General features: G+C 66.1%; 10 protein-coding genes. 3 read left to right on the top strand and 7 right to left on the bottom strand.

The annotated features are described in order from the left end of the window. Positions 1 to 14: 14 nt before the first annotated feature. Complete coding sequence (locus XI05_RS13880; RefSeq protein ID WP_271502370.1) at positions 15 to 1,565, bottom strand: L,D-transpeptidase; 1,551 nt, start codon at positions 1,563 to 1,565, stop codon at positions 15 to 17. 250 nt (positions 1,566 to 1,815) lie between these two features. Then, the gene (locus XI05_RS13875; protein ID WP_271502367.1) at positions 1,816 to 3,252 is read right to left on the bottom strand and encodes a lipopolysaccharide biosynthesis protein; all 1,437 of its coding nucleotides are present in this window, start codon (positions 3,250 to 3,252) and stop codon (positions 1,816 to 1,818) included. 346 nt (positions 3,253 to 3,598) lie between these two features. Between XI05_RS13875 and XI05_RS13870 the strand changes: the two genes are divergently transcribed. Beyond that, the gene (locus tag XI05_RS13870) at positions 3,599 to 4,666 is read left to right on the top strand and encodes an endo-1,4-beta-xylanase (protein WP_271502364.1); all 1,068 of its coding nucleotides are present in this window, start codon (positions 3,599 to 3,601) and stop codon (positions 4,664 to 4,666) included. Between the two features lie 3 nt (positions 4,667 to 4,669). Here the strand turns inward: XI05_RS13870 and XI05_RS13865 are convergent, their stop codons facing one another. From XI05_RS13865 to XI05_RS13845, 5 genes are all read right to left on the bottom strand, one after another. Beyond that, positions 4,670 to 5,617: a DUF6492 family protein gene (locus XI05_RS13865; RefSeq protein ID WP_271502359.1), complete on the bottom strand. Its 948-nt coding sequence runs from the start codon at positions 5,615 to 5,617 to the stop codon at positions 4,670 to 4,672. Between the two features lie 122 nt (positions 5,618 to 5,739). Beyond that, entirely contained in the window at positions 5,740 to 6,330 is a 591-nt protein-coding gene (locus XI05_RS13860; protein ID WP_271502356.1) for a DUF6036 family nucleotidyltransferase, read from the bottom strand. Continuing rightward, positions 6,330 to 6,710, bottom strand: coding sequence for a hypothetical protein (locus XI05_RS13855; protein WP_271502353.1), 381 nt, complete (start codon positions 6,708 to 6,710; stop codon positions 6,330 to 6,332). The genes XI05_RS13860 and XI05_RS13855 overlap by 1 nt, the downstream gene beginning before the upstream one ends. Positions 6,711 to 6,804: 94 nt before the next feature. Then, positions 6,805 to 7,596 (bottom strand): protein-L-isoaspartate O-methyltransferase family protein, encoded by a 792-nt coding sequence (locus XI05_RS13850; RefSeq protein WP_271502350.1) that lies wholly within the window; start codon positions 7,594 to 7,596, stop codon positions 6,805 to 6,807. After that, positions 7,593 to 11,063, bottom strand: a complete 3,471-nt coding sequence (locus tag XI05_RS13845; protein WP_271502349.1) for an ATP-binding protein — start codon at positions 11,061 to 11,063, stop codon at positions 7,593 to 7,595. The genes XI05_RS13850 and XI05_RS13845 overlap by 4 nt, the downstream gene beginning before the upstream one ends. A 136-nt stretch (positions 11,064 to 11,199) precedes the next feature. On the opposite strand from XI05_RS13845, the gene XI05_RS13840 reads away from it, so the two are divergent. Beyond that, positions 11,200 to 17,643, top strand: a complete 6,444-nt coding sequence (locus tag XI05_RS13840; protein WP_271502346.1) for a non-ribosomal peptide synthetase — start codon at positions 11,200 to 11,202, stop codon at positions 17,641 to 17,643. Between the two features lie 121 nt (positions 17,644 to 17,764). Next, positions 17,765 to 17,935, top strand: a complete 171-nt coding sequence (locus XI05_RS13835) for a hypothetical protein (RefSeq protein WP_225134918.1) — start codon at positions 17,765 to 17,767, stop codon at positions 17,933 to 17,935. Positions 17,936 to 18,005: the final 70 nt, after the last annotated feature.

Below are 18,005 nucleotides of genomic sequence, written 5' to 3'. Positions count from 1 at the left end.
GACGCGGCAGGTCCTTACCAGAAGCCCCGCTGCATCGGCTGCGCCGGCTGATAATACTGGTACTGGCTGCGCCGGCGCGGGTTGGCCGGCTGGACGTAGGGATCGCGCTGCTGGAAGAAGAAGCCGAAGCCGTTATTGTCCCAGCCGTCATCGCTCGCGATCATCGCAGGCGCGGTCGGCTTGCGCGTGATGAAGCCGCCTTGCGGCTCGTTGCTCAGCACCGCGACGAACTCGGTCCGGTAATTGGTCTCGCTGCTCAGCGGCTCGTCCGAGATGATGATCGAGGAGCGCGGCAACGCGGTCGGCCCGATGCGGTCCCACACGTCCTGCGGGATGGTGATGCGATCGAGCGCGTTGCGTGCCTCGTCGCCGTTCTCGATCGTGACCACGCTCCAGCGCAGGCCCGTACCGGTCTTCGCCATCGCCGTGAAGATATGCGTGCCGATCGGCTGCTCGGGATTGCGGATCGTGACGGGGACCTCGATGCTGGTGTCGAACACCTCGCCGCCGCCGTCGGGCGCCGGCTTGTGCGTGTTCCGCCGCACGTAGAGCTTCTGCGTCGAACGGCTGATGTAGACCGAGACCGGCTCGCCAGCGAGCTTTGCGTCGGTCGCCGCCTTGACGGCCTCGGTTTTTCTGGCCGCAGAGGTCTTCGCGGCTTCCTTGGTCGCGGCCACGGCATCGCGCTTCGGCTGCGCGGCGGCCCTGGCGGCGTCGAGCTGCGTCGCCGCGTCGGCAGCCTTGGCTGCAGCCTTCTGCTTCAGCTCCTCGGCCTTGGCGCGGGCCTGATCGTTCCTGGCATTCGCGAGCGTCTTGTCGGCGAAGGCAAGCTCGGCATCGGCGCGGGCCTTCTGCTGTTCCAGCTTGCGCAGCGCGGCCGGGAGCGAGGCGGCTTCCTTCGCGGCGGCGGACGCAGCCTTCTTGGCCTCGTCGGCCGCCCTTGTGGCCTCCTCGGCCTCGGCGGAGAGCTTGTCGGCCCGAGCAGGCACGGCCGCGATGGCCTCCGGCTTCGGCACGAACAGCGAGGGGTGAGAGAAGTCGGTCGGGACCGAGTCATACGGCGAGATGATCACGCGCATCCCGAGATAGGTCTTGTCGAACAGGTTCTCGGCGAAGCCGAACGGCATGCGCACGCAGCCGTGCGAGGCGGCGTAGCCGGGCAGCGGCCCGCCATGCAGGGCGATGCCGTTCCAGGTGATGCGCTGCATATGGGGCATCCAGGCATCGTCATACATCGTCGAGCGGTGCTCCCTTTCCTTCTCGACGATGGCGAACACCCCGGCCGGCGTCTCGCGGCCCGTGGTGCCGGTCGAGACCGGCGCGCGCAGGATCCAGCCATCGGCATCGTAGAACGTGACCTGCTGGCTCTTGATCGACACGATCGCCATGATCGGCTCGCCGGCCACACGCTGCGCCACCGCCTCGGCCACCTGGCGCTGCTGCTTGGCCGCAATCGCCGGGGCCGCTGCTGCAAGGGTCGCCGCCGCCACGAGCGCCATGATTCCGGCAGGCCCCCGGCGCCCCACCGCCCTGATGGATTGCGCCGTCGTCGATCGGTTTTTCATGCCATCCTCGGTCGAACTGCCCATCGGCTGGTGTCGCTCACGTGTCAGATTGGAATCATTGCATTAAGAAATCGCAGCCGCCTTACGTTCCCTCTGTGGCGAGATTCGGCACTTCCGGCGGCAAATCTCTCATATACGACGCCTCGCCCAGGCGGAAGGCGGCCTTCAGCCGAGGCTGGCCCGAAGCTGGTCTCGACCGCTGCGGCAGAATGTCCGATCAGCCGCGGGGGACGCGCCCATTGAGGCGGGGCTAGACGCCCAACGCCTTGCGGTTCAGCGTTCGCAGCACACGCAGCGACAAGGTCCGCACGTTCGCAACATTGAGCAGCCAGGCCGCAGCCGCATAGCCGAGGCCGCCGGCGAGGCTGACGACGATGAGCGATGAGAGTCCGGTACCGCCCGCTTGCGAGCGCGCCAGCAGAATTGCCGTCGCCATCGCGGCTGCGGAGGCGGCAACGCCGGCGAGGCGATTGAGCTCGAACGGGACCGGATGGGCCCGATGCATCAGGACGAGTGCGACGAGGAAGCCGATCGCCTCGGTTGCCAGCGTCGCCAGCGCCGCGCCGTAAAGGCCATAGCCGCCGATCAGCGCGAACATCAGGAACACGCTGATCACCAGCGTGAGAAAGGATTGCGCCGCCAGCATGAACGGCCGCTCGGCGAGCTGGAAGCTGATCTGCACGTAGAACTGATTGGCGATGCCGAAAAGCCGCGCGAGCACCAGCGTCGGCAGCAGCGCCGAGACGCCGGCGCGGAAATCGATGCCGACGAGCGTGCCGGCCACCTGGTCCGCCGCGAGCGCGAGCCACACCGCGACGGGCGCCACGACGACGAGCAGGAGCTCGAGGCTTTCGGTCAGCCGCTCCCGCGTCGTCTCGCCGTTGTTCTCGGACAAGGACCGGAACACCAGCGGCACGGTCGCCGCGGCGACGCTGGATGCGATCATGACCATGAACTGGCGTGGCAGATCGGCGGCAACGCCGAAGATGCCGGCAGCGTCCTTGCCGAGCAGATAGGCGACGATCAGCCGGTCGCAGGCCGAATAAACTGCGACGGAGAGGCCGGCCAGCGTCAGCGGCAGGCCATAGCGCGCCAGCTGCATGAACTGGCTGCGCTGGAAGCGCGCAATCCTGGTGCGGTCGCCGACGAGATTGAGGATGATGCCGGCGAGCGACCCCAGACCGAATGCGGCGAGCAGTCCCAATCCACCCCAGCCGAGCCAGATGCCGAGAAGACCGAAGCCGACGCTGGAGACGCTGCGCACGATCGAGATCGCCGCGAAGCGGTAGGGCCGCAATTTGGCGCGCTCGAACTCCTGGCCGACATCGACCGCATTGGCCATGATCGCGACGAACATGCTGGCGAGCAGCAGCTCGACGCTGACATCGCCGCGGAACAGGACGACCAGCGGCGTGGTGGCGCAGAGCACCGCGACGGCCAGGGCAAAGGCGACGATCGCCGTGCCGCGAAAATCGATCTCCGCCGACATCGCCTGATAGCGCGACACCGACAGCTTGATCCAGGCGAAGAAGATCGCACCCAGAATGCCCGCAAGGCTGATGCCGACCACATAGACACCGTATTCCGCCGGGCTCAGCAGCCGCGTATAGGCCGTGACGGCAAAGAAGCCCACCGCCGCAGGCAGGATGTAGGCGACGAGATAAATCGAGAAATGGCGGTTCAGCATGCGAGCACGGGACCGGCAGCGGTCTTGCGAGTGTGGCGACGGTCGACCCAATTGGATCTTGGCGGGCGAACGAACTGCGCCGCAGCATCTCTCAAGAGTGTCACATAAGTCTGCAGAACGGGCGGCGAATGAGGCGTTGGAGCGGCTTTCGCGCGTTAGCGTTAAATTTGCGCTGTGCTGAACGGGCGGATGGATCAGGGAAAGGAAACCATGTTTCCGGGCGTTTTCCGCGTCCGGATCCCCTTTTGCCGGCCCGCCACAGAGTTAACCGAACGACATGAAACCCGGGCAGCGCACGGCATCGCTTGGTAGGAAGGCGCGTTGGTTGCAGAAGGAACGTCCCAACGTGACTAGGCTCGCTAGACGCGAATTTCTGCTCGGCAGCGCCGCGGCCCTCGCCGCGGGCGCATCCGCGTCTGCGGTGCCGGCCTCGAAACGCGCCCAGCGCCGTCCCGGCTTTGGCGCTGCGGCGACGCTGTGGGACCTGCAAGCCGATCCGCGGCTCGGCGAGGCCATCAGCACCTATTGCACGCAGGTGGTGCCGGTGCTCGAGCTGAAATGGCCGATGCTGCGGCCGGACGCCCATACGTTCGCCTTCGAGCGCGCCGACGCGATCCTGGATTTCGCGCGCGACAACGATCTGACCATGCGCGGCCACGCGCTCGCCTGGTATCACGACATTCCGGACTGGACCAAGCAGATCAAGGACAGAAAGGGCGTCGAGCGCGCCTATCTCGATCACATCGGCACCGTCGTTTCCTACTACAAGGACAAGCTGACGTCGTGGGACGTCGTGAACGAGCCGATCCCGGACAATCCGAAGGGGATCACCGACCGGCGCGATACGTTCTGGACGCAGCATCTCGGCAAGAGCTGGATTGCGCTGGCGTTCCGCACGGCCGCCGCGGCCGATCCCTTCGTCAAGCTCGCGATCAACGAATATGACATCGAATCGGCGAAGGATTCCTTCATCGCCAAGCGGGCGGCCTATCGCAACCTCATCATGGACCTGCTCGATCAGGGCGTTCCGCTCCACGCCGTCGGGCTGCAATCGCATCTGCATGCCGAGCTCGAGATCGACACGCACGGGCTCGCCGACTTCGTCACCGAGCTGCGCTCCTGGGGGCTCGAGGTGCTCATCACCGAGCTCGACGTCGACGACCAGAAGCTGGCGGGGAGTCCTGCGGAGCGCGATGCCGTCGTCGCCAAGCGCGTCGACGACCTGCTGACCGCCGTTTCCGCGAGCGGCCCGGTGCGCTCGATCCTGACCTGGGGCCTCTCGGATCGTTACAGCTGGATCAACGGCACCTTCGCCCGCGCCGACAAGCAGCCGAACCGCCCGCTTCCGCTCGACGGCGAGTTCAAGCCGAAGCCGTTCATGGACGTCATCAGCAAGTTCACGAAAGACGCTTAGAGATCAGCGTGTCTTGGGCGTTTCGAACGCGGCCACGTCGCCGATGTGATCGGGAGCCAGGCTCGGCGCGCGTCGGTCGCTTGATGAGAGACGGAACACATCGCGGATGTCGTCGATCGAGGTCGACGAATAGGACTGAATGCAAAGCGCGACCTGTTCGGGCGAGGCCGTACGCATCATCGCTTCGATGGCCGGGCGGTCGAGCGGCGTGTCGTCCCAGTGCGAGACCGCGATGCTGTCTTCGGTGACCCGATGCCGCGCCAGGTGCTCCGGCGAGGTCGCGACGAAGTTTCCGTAAAGCAAATACTCGGAGAATTTCTTCTTCCGGCACAGCGCCAACGCCCAGCTCAGGCCCGTCGCCGACTTGATCGCGTCCGTCATCGCACGCGCGGTGTCCTTGTCCCAGACCAGCGCGTTGCCGACATAATCGTCCGCCGGGAAGGTGCGCTGCTTGATGCCGAGCAACTGATCGACCGTGCGCAACCACAGACCATGCAGCGGGTGGTCGGCACCGATCGCTTCGCGCGTGACGAAGAGAGGCGTCTGCTCGCCGCCGGCATATTGGCCGACGTCGAACTCGCGGAAGAACAGATTGTCCGAATCCAGGATGCAGAGGCGCTGCTCCGGCGCATTGAGGACGCCGGCGATCTTCAGGATCTGCTGGATGTGCCAGCCGTGCACCGGCGACGACAGCAGCGACAACCAGACCCGCCGGCTGCCGAACTGGAGCGCCGGCGGCAGCGCGAACAGCCATTTCGGCAAATACCGCGAGGCCGGAACGATCACGCGCTTGTCGGACGCGAAGCGCGCGAACAGCGGCACATCCTCATCGTTAACGAGTACATAATGCCGCGTGTAGCCCGTCAGCCAGGTGTCGATGCTCTCGCTCAGCAGCGAAAAGCGTTCGATATCCTTGGCGTAGCTGGCAGTCAGCAGGGCAACGGAATGCATGGAGCACGCTCGGATGGCCATCAGCTCGCACTGATAGCGGCAATGCAACATGCTGGAAACTCACGATAGGAATCAAGGTAAAGCGAAACGAAGTGCGACTGCAGGAAGGACTAGCCTTCGGACTACAGGCCTCGGATGTAGGCGATCGCCCGCTCCGCTACGGCCGGATCAAGGTCGGTTTCGCGAATCCTGCGCTCGACCAGCCTCAGGTCCAGCGGACGCCTCTCATGAATTGCGCCCACGAACCGCTTGTCCCTCTCGTCCAACCGCGCAAGCTTGGACACGACAAGGTCCTCCGGCGCCGGAGCCACACCCGTGACCGTTCTTCCCGCGACTTCGGTTTGCACTCTGACTGCTCGCCCCTGCCAGCCTCTCGGGAGTTTGGCCGTGGTCTCATCGACGCCATCGATGTAGAACCCATGCGTACGATGGAATTGGCTCTCCGATCCGAACAGCCCATCGATATGTTCGGATGCCATCGGCTGCACACCATCGCGCGTGCGCTTGGCCTCGGTGAGTTCCCAGATTCTCGCGTTCGCCGGAAACGCGTCAATCTCCGGAGATTCTCTTGCGGCCTCCGGAGCATCCGGCATGGAAGCCAGAATTGCCTGACTGCCAACCACAAATACCGTATCGGTTTCGAATTCGTACGCTAGGGCCCTAACGACCCTGAGCAAATCCTCCAAGGTGCGCAGCACGCCGGTCCCGGGCATCAAGGGCCACGCGAAGAGGGAGGGCGGGCGCTCAAGCCGCGTTCGACGATACGTCTTGCGGCTCTCCTCAATCGAATTCGCGCATCGTAGTCGCCGAAATGAACGCCTTCGACGAGATAAAACGGTGACGAGTTGCGGAGCATCACCATCTCGCGATCGCGGCTGATCAGCCTCGACGCGAGCTCGCCGGTAGGAAGCGCAAGCAGCTTCTGCCACTCCCGCACGAAAGGCCAGCCGTCAAATTGGTCGGCTTGCCGCGTATGCGCTTCCTTGGCCTTCTCCACCAATGACGGGTCATGTCGGAGCCTCCGCACGATCAGCCGATGCATCATCAGCTTCGCGGTGTCGCCAACTATGCCCTCGTTCAGCCTGTCTTTCATCCGTCTCCCCAGAGACTGGTCAAAATATAGACGACCTACCGGGAACAAGAAAGGGGACGGGCGCCCCCTAATTGTTGCATTGGTTCGAAGAGGACTAATCCGACGGCAGCCCCTGCTCCAGCCCGCGAAAGCGGAGCGGTGCGAGGGCTGAGGCGCGCTGCCACCAGTCGGCGACGCGGTCGTCGAGGGCGCTCACGCCGCGGCCCTGGCCGGGGAAGATCCGGATCTGCTGGATCGCTTCTGCCTCGAAACCCCTGGCCCTCCGCCTGATCTTGAGGGCGGCGCCTTCGCGGTCGCGCTGGGTCAGCGGCACCAGAAGACGGCCGCGCGGACGGAGTGACCGCAGCCAGAGCGGATGCGGATGCGGGAAGCCGGCATGCACGATGATCACGTCGGCGGGCTCGCCCACGTCCTTGCATCCATCGCCGTGGACGACGGTGACGTTCCCATAGTCGCGCAAATACCTTGCCGCTCGGGCCGCGAGCCGCTCGTCGCATTCGATCGCATGGACACGGCCCTTCTCGCCGACCATCATCGACAGCACCGCCGAGAAATAGCCGAGACCGCAGCCGATCTGCACGACACGGTCCGCCCGCTTGACGTCGAGCATGTCGATCAAATGCGCCCACAGGCTCGGCAGGCCGGTGTCGAGCTTGCGGCGTGCATCGATGGCGACCAGCACGTTGTCATAGAGATGAACGGGATCGGCATCGGGCGTCAGCCGGTAGCTGCGCGCAGCCTCGCCCTTGATGCGCCACGGTCCCCTTGGCAGAAACTTCTCGCGCGGGATGGCGGCGAGCGCATCGAGCAGACGCCTTGAGGCAATCCGCTCGCGCCTGGCGATCAGCTCCACATAGCGCGCACGCGCGGCGGCAAGATCGCTCATGTCACATGACCGGCCTGCTCGCGCACCGGCGCGTCCATACCGAGCTCCTCGACGAGCTGCATCGCCTGCTTCAGGTCCTGCGTATGAAAGCCCTCGCTGAATTTGCCGACGATCGGCATGAGCAGGAGCCTTGCGTGCTCGCGCTTGCCGGCTTGATGCGACAGGCGCGCGAGGCAGACGGCGGTGCGAAGCTCCCAGGACAGCGCACCCTGCTTGCGCGCGATCTCCAGCGACAGGCCGAACAGGTCCTCCGCCTCCTGTACCGACGCCGGGTCGCCACCCGCCAGCGTGATCTCGCCTTGCAGGCGATAGACCTCGGCGAGATAGAAGTGATCGCCGGTCCGCCTTGCGGTCGCAAGCGCACCATCCAACGCGCGCAAGGCGGCGTCGCGCATCCCGACCTTGGCGTAAGTTTCCGCGAGCAGACAGCGGAACCAGCAGCCGGCGAGCCAGGAATCCATCGCCTCGTACTCGTCGAGGCCGAAGCGCATCTGAGCGAGGCCTTCGTCGGCTTCGCCGAGCTGAGCCAGCGCCCAGCCGCGCAGGATCGCCGCCTGCTGCTTCCAATGCAGGAAATTGTGCTCGGTGGCAATGATCATGGCGCGGTTGGCGTGGTCGCGGGTGCCTTCCACGTCGCGCAAATGCTGCCGGAGATAGGCGCCGAACACCAGCGCGAAGGCGAGCGTGAACGGGTGGCGGATCTTCTCGGCGTTCGCGATCGCCTGCTCGCTGTGCTGGCGGGCGGCGTCGGGCCGGCCGAGGAACCACAGGAGATAACCGAGATAGGACAGCGAGACCACGCCGGGATCGATGCCGTGCCGTTGGATCAAATCGGAGTGCAGATCGGGGCTGAACAGGTTGATGCAGCGGTGCAAATGGTGCTGCGAGGCTGCGAAGCGGCCGCGATAGAGCATGGTCATCGCGATCGCGCGGTGCGCCTCGATCAGATAGCCGGTCTGCTGCGCCGGCTGCGTCCGCTCGTTCAGGCGCTCGCGCTTGGCGAACTTCAACAGCTCGACGCTGAGATCGTGCGCGCGGGTGAGATCGGCCCGGATGAAATGGCACACCCAGAGCCCGCGCGTGGCAGCGAAGACCTTTTCATCGTCGTCGAGCTGACGGCCGAGCTCCAGCGCGCGGATGTAGTTCTCCTCGACCTCCTGCACCGCGTAGCCCTTGGCGGCGATCAGCGCATTGCCGAGCGCAATGCGCAGCTCGAGCTCCATCTCGTCCGCGCCCTGCATGCGCGTATTGGCCTGCACGACGGTGAGGCCGCGGCGGAGGTGGCCGATCGCTTCCAGGTTGGCGCCGGTCTTGGCGGCCTGCTTGCCGGCCTTGAGCCAGAAGCTGGCGGCGCCCTCGCTCTGGCCGGATTCGGTCAAATGATGGGCGAGCAGCTCCGGTTCGCGCTCGGTCTTCTCCGGATACATCTCGGCGAGCACCTGGGCGATCCGCGCATGCAGCTTGCGCCGTTCGCTGTGCAGCAGGCTCGCATGCGCGGCGTTCTGGATCATCACATGCTTGAAGGAGTAGAGCGCGTCCGGCGGATGGCCGCGGCGCATGATCAGCCCCGCCTCCTCCAGATGATTGAGTGCCGCCTCGATCTGCTCGGCCGGCGTGTTGGCGACGGCGTGCAGCGTCTCGTAGGAGAACTCGCGGCCGATCGTGGCGCCGATCTGCGCGATCCGCTTGGAGGGTCCCATCCGGTCGAGCCGCGCCATCAGGGAGTCGGTCAGGGTGGCGGGGATTGCGAGCTGTCGCCACGGTCCCGACAGCACATAGCGCCCGTGGCGCTCGGTGAGCAGATTGGATTCGAGCACCGTCTTGGTCAGCTCTTCCAGGAATAGCGGTACGCCGTCAGTCTTGACGATGATCTCCTCGACGACCTCCTTGGGCATCTCGCGCCCCGCGACGCGCTCGACCAGCGTCGTGCGCAGCTGCCGGCTCAGCCGATTCAGGACCAGGGTGGTGACGTGCGAATGCGCGTTCCAACTCGGCTGGAATTCCGAGCGCGCGGTGATGATCGCCAGGATCGGCCGGTTCTGCACCCGGTCGACCAGGAGGTCGATCACCTCGCGGGAGGTCGGGTCGATCCAGTGCAGATCCTCGAACGCGATCACGAGCGGCATCTCGCGCGCAAGTCCGAGGAAATGGTTGACCAGCGCCACGACGGTCGCATCCTTCTGCTGCTGCGGCGACAGCTCGAGCGGCGGATAGCGGTCTCCGGTCGGTATCGACAGCAACGCGGCAAACAGCGGGGTGACCTGCTCGATGTCGCCATGAGCGGCGGCGATCGCGTTCTCCAGGCTCGCCAGCGACAGCGCGGACGACTCCTCGCGATCGAGGCCGAGGGTGAATTTGAGCTGCGCGACGAACGGATGGAACGCGGTCGAGGTGTAGTAGGGCGAGCACTGCAGCGAGACCTGTCCATGGCGGTCGCCCGATACCCGCTCGAAGATCTCCTGGATGATGCGCGACTTGCCGATGCCGGGCTCGCCGAACTTGACCACGACCTGGCCGTCGCCGTCCTTGGTCTGCTGCCAGCGCCCCATCAACAGCGCGATCTCCTCCTCGCGGTTGACGAGCGGCGTCAGCCGCGTGCCCATCGCGGCGGCGAAGCGGGTCTCCACCCGCGAGGCGCGCACCACGTGCCAAGCCTGTGTCTTCTCGGGAATTCCCTTCAAGTCGTGGACGCCGAGATTGCGGTAGTCGAACTTCCCCTTCAGCAGCGACTGTGTCGAAGCGGAGATGACCACGCCGTTGGGCGGCGCCAGGCCTTGCAGGCGCGCCGCGAGATTGACGGTTTCCCCGACCGCGGAATCGCGCTCTTCGGTGCCCTGCCCGACCAGATCGCCGACCACGACGAGGCCGGTCGCGATCCCGATGCGGACGGCGGGTGAATGGCTGAGCGCACCGCGCGGCTCGACCGCGCGTGCGGTCGACAGCACCCGCACGATCTCGAGCCCGGCGCGCACCGCGCGCTCGGCATCGTCCTCATGTGCGGTCGGATAGCCGAAATAGACCAGGATACCGTCGCCGACGAAACGGGCGGCAAAGCCCTCGTATTGCTTGACCACCCGGACGCAGGTTTCGCGAAAGTCCGCGATCATGTCGCGGACGTCCTCCGGATCGAACTGCGCGGACAGCGAGGTGGAATCCACCATGTCGCAGAACATGGTGGTGAGCTGGCGCCGTTCGGCTCCGACTTCCGCCCGTATTTGCGGGCGCGCCGCCGCGGCTGGCGCCTCCGTGGTCTCCGCTTGAAACAGCGCCGCCATCGCCCGCTGGAGCCGCTTGCGATCGCCGAGCGGCAATCCGAGCTCGACCAGATCGGCTTCGGTGAGATCCGCGATGACGTCGAGATCGAGACGGTGCTGCGCGAAAAGATCGGTGTAGTGCCCGAGGCCGATACTTTCGAGCCAGCGTTTCAGCCCGCCTTCCAAACTCGTGCCCGGCTCATTCTCCAGCATGGTGATTCTGCCCGACCATCACTCCGTCGAAGGGCTTGGAGGCCCCTCAACCAAAGATTTTGGGGGCCAAACTTCACCTCGGACTGGACGCATTCCCTAACTTCTTGGAAGAATAACTAAATCGGACCAAAAGGGAATGGCGTTGTCGGGTATTGCAACCGGAGTGGACGAAGCATTCGCCGGCACCACGGCCGAACCGAAGATATTCGCGCATATCAGCAGCCTTCTCGAATTCTATGCCCGCAAGACGCCGGCCGCCCCCGCACTCCTCGCTCCCGGCCGGCCGGCGCTCAGCTACGGGGCGCTGGCCGAATCCATCCGGCCATTGGTCCAGACCTTGCGTGAACTCGGCATCGGCCCCGCAGGCCGCATCGCGGTTGCGCTGCCGCGCGGCGCGGATTCTGCGCTGGCGCTGATCGCGGTCGCATCAGGCTGCGCCTGCGTCCCCGTCAACCCCGACCTGACGGCGGACGAGCTGCAACGCTATTTCAGCGAGTTGAAGCTGACGGCGCTCGTGACCCGGGCCGACATGAACTCGGCGAGCCGTGACGTCGCCAGGGCGCTCGATATCGCCGTGATCGATTTCGTGGCGGGGCCCGCCCACGATCTCGGCGGCTGCACGTTCATCGCTTCGGCGATCGGGCCGGCGAATGCCAGCGGCGCTTCGCGCGGCGACGACGATGCGTTCATCCTGCTGACGTCGGGCACGGCGGCACGACCGAAAATGGTGCCGCTGACCCACCGCAATGTCTGCCTCTCCGCCTACAATGCCGGCCATGTGCTGTCGCTCACGACGCATGATCGCCTGCTCAATGTGCTGCCGCTGTTTCATGCCCATGGCTTGATCTCCGGCCTGCTCACGGCGCTCGCCGCGGGCTCCAGCGTGATCTGCACCGACGGTTTCGACGCAGCGTCCTTCTTCGGCTGGATGCGAGAGCTGCAGCCGACCTGGTACACGGCGGTGCCGACCATTCATCGCGCATTGCTGACGGCGGCGGAAGCGAACCCGGACCGCGCCCGACCGTCGTCGCTGCGCGTGATCCGGTCGGCCTCGGCCTCGCTCGCGCCGGCGATTCTCGCCGGGCTGGAGGCGACGTTCGGCGTTCCCGTGCTCGAGACCTACGGCATGACCGAGGCGGCCTCGCAGATCGCGGCCAATCCGTTCGAGCTGCGCAAGGTCGGATCGGTCGGCCGCGCCGCCGGCCCGGAGATCGCGATCATGGACGAGACGGGCCGCATGCTCGCAAGCGGCGCGCACGGCGAGATCATGCTGCGCGGGCCGAACATGAGCCGCGGCTATTACAATGACGAGGCGGCGACGCGGGCCGCGTTCCGCAACGGCTGGTTCAGGACTGGCGACCTCGGCTATCTCGATGACGACGGCTATCTCTTCATCGTCGGCCGCATCAAGGACGTCATCAATCGCGGCGGGCAGAAGATCTCGCCGCTGGAGGTGGAAGACGTCCTGCTCAGCCATCCGGCGGTGCTGGAGGCCGGCGTGTTCGCGGTCCCGCACGAGAAGCTCGGCGAGAACGTCGCAGCAATCGTGGTGCTGCGGCCGAACGCCGAGGCGACCTCGGACCAGCTGCGCCAATTCGCACGAAAGCGGCTTGCAGCCTACAAGGTGCCGAGCCTGATCCGCAGTGTGGCCACGCTGCCGAAGGGCGCCAGCGGCAAGGTCAAGCGCAATGCCCTCGCCGAGCTGATTGTAACCGTGGACGCAGGTAGCGAGACCCGGCTGCCGCGCAATGCGGTCGAGAGCCAGCTCGCCGAGATCTGGGCCGGCCTGCTGGAGCTGCCGCAGGTCGGCGCCGACCAGGACGTCTTCGCGCTCGGCGCGGATTCGCTCGCGGTGACACAGGTGCGCTCGCGCCTGCGCGACCGCTTCAACGTCGACTTCTCGTTCGAGGACATCTTCGATTGCCCGACGGTCGCAGCGCTCGCGGCTCGGATCGAGACCGCCGCAAGCCGGCGCGAGACGGCGCTGCCGGCCTGGCGCCGGCTTGCCGGCACGGACGCACCGCTGTCGTTCCAGCAGCAGCGGATGTACGTGCTCTCGCGGCTCGACCCGACCCGGTACAATTATAACGTCGTCGAAATCGCCGTTCTCGAGGGCCGCGTCGACGCCGCCGCGCTGTCTGCGAGCCTCGCTGCGATCTCAACGCGCCATGAGGCGCTGCGCTCGGTCTTCATCGAGCGCCAGGGCGAGCCGGTTCAGCTCGTGCTGTCATCGACGCCGCGGTTGGCGCGCATCAAGCTCAAGCCCTGCCCGGCAGACAAGCGGCCTGCGGCAATTCGGCGCGAGGCGCTCAAGCTCGCGCAACATCAGTTCGACCTGGCCCACGAGCCGCCCCTGAAGGCCACATTGCTGTCATTCGACAAGAACAGCCATGCGCTGGTGGTCAACGTCCATCACCTCGCCACCGATGGCTGGTCGCAGCGGCTGTTCTGGGAGGAGCTCGCCGCCCATTATGCCGCGGCGCGAAAGAAGCATCCGGCCGCACCGCCTCCGCCCGCCTTCCAATATCGCGACTTCGCACTCTGGCAGCAAAGCTGGGCGCAGACGCCGGCGGCCACGGAGCAGCTCGATTATTGGCGGACCCAGCTCGACGGCGTCACCATGCTGCCGTTCCGAACCGACAGGCCGAGGCCTGAGGTCTGGAGCGGGCACGGCGCGCGCCATTATCTCGAATTGCCAAAATCCCTGTCGGCCGAGCTGCGCACGCTGAGCCAGAACCAGGGCGTCACACCGTTCATGACGCTGCTCGCCGCCTTCCAGTGCCTGTTGTTCCGCCACACCTCGCATGAGGATGTCGCCACGGGATCGCTGATCGCCAACCGCAACCAGATCGAGAGCGAACGCCTGATCGGGCTGTTCGCCAACACCCTGATCCTGCGCAACGATTTCAGCGGCGATCCGAGCTTCGGCGAGATGTTGAGGCGGGTGCGGCAGGTCACGCTGGACGCCTACCGCAACCAGGACCTTCCGATCGAGGAGGTGTTGCGCGCATTGCAGGTCGCGCGCCGCAGCGACGGCAATCCGCTGTTCCGGATCATGTTCATCCTCCAGAACGCCTCGATCGAGGCGGCGCGCTTGCCCGGCCTGTCGACGCGGCGGCTGGAAGTCGATCCCAGGGTGGCGCGCTTCGACATCACGCTCGAACTGGTCGAGGCTGATGGCCGCTTCAGCGGCTTCTTCGAATACGCCACCGATCTGTTCGACGCCGCGACGATCGAAGGCATGGCCGCCCAGTTCAAGACGCTGCTAAAGGCCGTCATCGCCAATCCGGAGCAGCGCATCTCGCGCCTGCCGCTCCTGACCGAGGCCGAACGCCGGCAATTGCTGGCGAAAGGCCGGGGCGCGCCGGCCAATTTCACCACAAGCGGCAACTTAAGCGAACGCTTCGAGCGCCAGGCGAGGAAGACGCCGAATGCCGTCGCGGTCTCGGACGGTCGCACGTCCCTGACCTATCGCGAGCTGGGACGCCGCAGCCGGGCGGCCGCGCGCTGGCTGGCCCGCGAGGGCGTCGGCGCCGAGAGCGTGGTTGCCCTGCTCGCAGAGCGCGGGCCCGACCTGCTCGCCGCGATGATCGCGGTGCAGCACGTCGGCGCGGCCTTCCTCAATCTCGATCCCGACCAGCCGACGGCACGGCTTTCGACCATCCTCGGATCGAGCTGTGCCCGTGTGCTGCTGACCGGGCGGGCCCAATCTGGCATGGTCGAGGCCCTGCTCGAACCGCTGGTCGAGCGCATCCAGGTGGCCGAGCTCGACGACGCGCTCGCGCCGAGGGCAGACGAGCCGGCCCGCGCCGCACGGCGCGCCGCCGCGAGCCTCGCTTATCTCGTCTATACGTCCGGCTCCTCCGGCGCGCCGAAGGGCGTCATGATCGAGCAGCGCGGCCTGTCGAACCATCTGGCCTCGCTCATCTCCGAGCTCGGCCTCTCGCCCAAGGACGTGATCGCGCAGACCGCGCCGCAGAGCTTCGTCATCTCGGTCTGGCAATTCCTCGCCGGTCCCATGGTCGGCGCGCGCGTCCATGTCTGCGGCAACGCGATCGTGCAGGACCCGATCCTGCTGGCGCGGGAGATCGAGCGCGAGGGCATCACGGTGCTCGAGATCGTGCCCTCGCTGCTGCGCGTCATTCTCGATCGCATGGACGAGGCGCCGATGCGGCGCGCATTCTCCAGATTGCGGCTGCTGATCTCCACCGGCGAGCCGTTGCCCGTCGAGCTCTGCCGCGCCTGGTTCGCCCGCTGTCCGAGAGTGCCGCTGATCAATGCCTACGGCGCGTCGGAATGCTCCGACGACGTCTCCCTGCATCGGCTGACCAAGGCGCCGGCGATCGCGACGGCCAATGTTCCGGTCGGCGCGCCGCTGCCGAACACCCAGCTCTACGTGCTCGACGCAAACCTTCAGCCGCAACCGATCGGTGTGACCGGCGAGCTCTGCATCGGCGGCGCAGGAGTAGGCCGCGGCTACATCAATGATCCCGCGCAGAGCCGGCAGCGCTTTCTGCCCGATCCGTTTTCGCGCCAGGCCGGCAGCCGGCTCTACCGGACCGGCGATCTGGCCCGGCGCCGCGCCGACGGGACGATCGAATGCCTCGGCCGCGCCGACCATCAGGTCAAGGTCCGCGGCTATCGCATCGAGCTCAAGGAGATCGAGAACGCGCTGGCCGAGCATCCAAGCGTGCGCGCCGCCATCGTCGAACCGCGCCGCGAGGCGAGCGGCGATATCAGGCTGATCGCCCATGTCGTCGGCAAACCCGGCAGCCGGAGCAGCGCCAGCGAGCTGCGCGACTTCCTGAAGAGCCGGCTGCCCGGCCACGCCATCCCCTCCGCCTTCCTGTTCCTGGATCAGGTGCCGCTCAACGCCCATGGCAAGATCGACCGCTCCGCGCTGCTGGCGCCCGTCCCGCCGGAAACGTCCGGTGCGGATGCGGCCGTCCCGGCGCGGCGCTTCACCGAAAAGGTGCTCTCCGACATCTGGATCGACCTGCTGAAGGCCGAGAGCATTGGTGTCACCGACAATTTCTTCGACCTCGGCGGCCATTCGCTGCTGGCCGGCCAGGTGATGGCGCGTATCGCGCGGGCGCTCGGCGTGTCGCTGCCGATCAAGACGATCTTCGAGGCGCCGACGATTGAAGGGCTCGCGCGGCGGGTCGACCATAGCTTGGCCACGAAGCCGCACAAGCCTGCCGCAAGCCTGCCACGATCAGCTGCGGGCGGGCCGCCCGCGCCTTCCATCGGGCAGGACCAGATGCTGCACATCGAACGGAATCTGCCGGGGCTGCCGCAGTTCAACCTGCCCTTCGCCTTCCGTCTGCAGGGCCCGCTCGATTCGGCCGCCCTGGCAAAGGCGATCGACGACGTGGTGCGCCGGCACGAATCGCTGCGCACCGCGTTCGCCTGGAACGGCGATGAGCCCGAAAGCCGCATCGCCGCGCCGCGCACGCTCCGCCGAATCATGACGGTCGAGACGATCGGCGACGGCCATCCCCATAACAACAAGCGGCGCAAGACGCTCGAGCTCAGGAAGATCAATCTCCTGATCGAGCAGGAGACCTATATCCCGATCGACACCAGGCGCGCGCCGCTGTTGCGCGCCCGGCTGTTGCGGCTCCACGACGACGATCACGTGCTGCTGCTGACGCTGCATCACGCCGTCGTCGACGGCTGGTCGATCGGCGTGCTGTTCGAGGAATTGTCGAGCCGCTATGCGGCGCTGGCCGGATATCCGTCAGCGCCGCTGCCGAGCCCGCCGCCAGCCTTTTCGGATGTCGCACGCTGGCAGCGCTGGTGGTGCGGCACCGACGCGGCGCGCCGCCAGGCTGCCGACTGGACCGAGAATTTGCGCGGAGCCGGCCCCCTCTTCGACGGCGAATCGAGCCCGGGCGCTTCCACCGGGCATCATCCGGTCAGCCTCGAGCGCGAGCTGATCGCCCGGCTGACGGCGTTCGCCGGCCAGCACAATTGCACGCTGTTCATGTGCCTGCTCACCGGCCTGAAGGCCATGCTGCTGGCCCGGGCGGGCCGCACCGACATCGCGGTCGCGACCGCCATGGCCAATCGTGCCCAGCCGGACACCGACCGAATCATCGGCCCGTTCGAGAACACGGTGATCGTCCGCACGACAATCACGCCGGATCTGTCGTTCGTCCAGGCCTTGATGCGAGTGCGCCAGAGCGTGCTCGACGCGCATGGGCGTCAGGAGTTGCCGTTCAACGTCCTGGCCGATCGATTGGAGCAGGAGGGGATCGATCCGGCCTCGCTGCTCCAGGTCTATTTCACGCTGCAGAATCCGCTGCGCCAGCCGCTCGATCTCCCGGATCTCGCGACAGAATCGATCGGCAACGTCGCGCGCGAAGGCCAGCCGGTGCTGCCGATCGACCAGACCTGGCTGTCGCTGATGCTCAAGGAGCGCCCGACCGGCATCACCGGCTCATGCAATTACAAGCGCGATTTGCTGGAGGGCCGCGTGGTCGGCGAATGGATGGAGGACCTCGTCGCGCTGCTGACGGCGGCGATCGCCCGGCCCAAGGCACTGCTCGGCAGGTTGCTCGCGCGCAGGGCCGCTTGACGCCGCTCCATCGCGTGCCAAAGCTGTGTATGATCAAGTTGCATCTTGATTATTTGGCATCAGCGCGCAAGATTATTCCTGGACTTTGATTTGGACGATTATTTTCAACCGGGGAAATGTTATGGGTTTCATCAAATTTACCAAGAAGACCTCGCTCAGCGCGGAGGACCGCAAGGCTCTGCAAGAGCTGCTCAATTACGAGAAGAAGCAGCTCCAGAAGCAGCTAGACGATGTCGAAGCGAGCCTCAAGGCTCTGCGAGCGCCCAAGAAGAAATCCAAGAAGAAGAAGTAAATTCGTCGGTCGGGGACGCCGTACGAGTCTTCGCAGATCGGCCGCTTGCTTGTCGAGCTTGGGGGCTCGC

Source organism: Bradyrhizobium sp. CCBAU 11357 (assembly GCF_028128865.1).
In the GTDB taxonomy this organism is placed as follows: domain Bacteria; phylum Pseudomonadota; class Alphaproteobacteria; order Rhizobiales; family Xanthobacteraceae; genus Bradyrhizobium.
Note: the sequence above shows the minus strand (reverse complement) of the source record. Positions and strands in the feature narration are given on the sequence as shown.

Coding starts and splice junctions, on each gene's coding strand:
- XI05_RS13880 (WP_271502370.1), bottom strand. CDS start 1,565: ATGAAAAACCGATCGACGACGGCGCAATCCATCAGGGCGGTGGGGCGC.
- XI05_RS13855 (WP_271502353.1), bottom strand. CDS start 6,710: ATGAAAGACAGGCTGAACGAGGGCATAGTTGGCGACACCGCGAAGCTG.
- XI05_RS13865 (WP_271502359.1), bottom strand. CDS start 5,617: ATGCATTCCGTTGCCCTGCTGACTGCCAGCTACGCCAAGGATATCGAA.
- XI05_RS13845 (WP_271502349.1), bottom strand. CDS start 11,063: ATGCTGGAGAATGAGCCGGGCACGAGTTTGGAAGGCGGGCTGAAACGC.
- XI05_RS13835 (WP_225134918.1), top strand. CDS start 17,765: ATGGGTTTCATCAAATTTACCAAGAAGACCTCGCTCAGCGCGGAGGAC.
- XI05_RS13875 (WP_271502367.1), bottom strand. CDS start 3,252: ATGCTGAACCGCCATTTCTCGATTTATCTCGTCGCCTACATCCTGCCT.
- XI05_RS13840 (WP_271502346.1), top strand. CDS start 11,200: ATGGCGTTGTCGGGTATTGCAACCGGAGTGGACGAAGCATTCGCCGGC.
- XI05_RS13860 (WP_271502356.1), bottom strand. CDS start 6,330: ATGCCCGGGACCGGCGTGCTGCGCACCTTGGAGGATTTGCTCAGGGTC.
- XI05_RS13850 (WP_271502350.1), bottom strand. CDS start 7,596: ATGAGCGATCTTGCCGCCGCGCGTGCGCGCTATGTGGAGCTGATCGCC.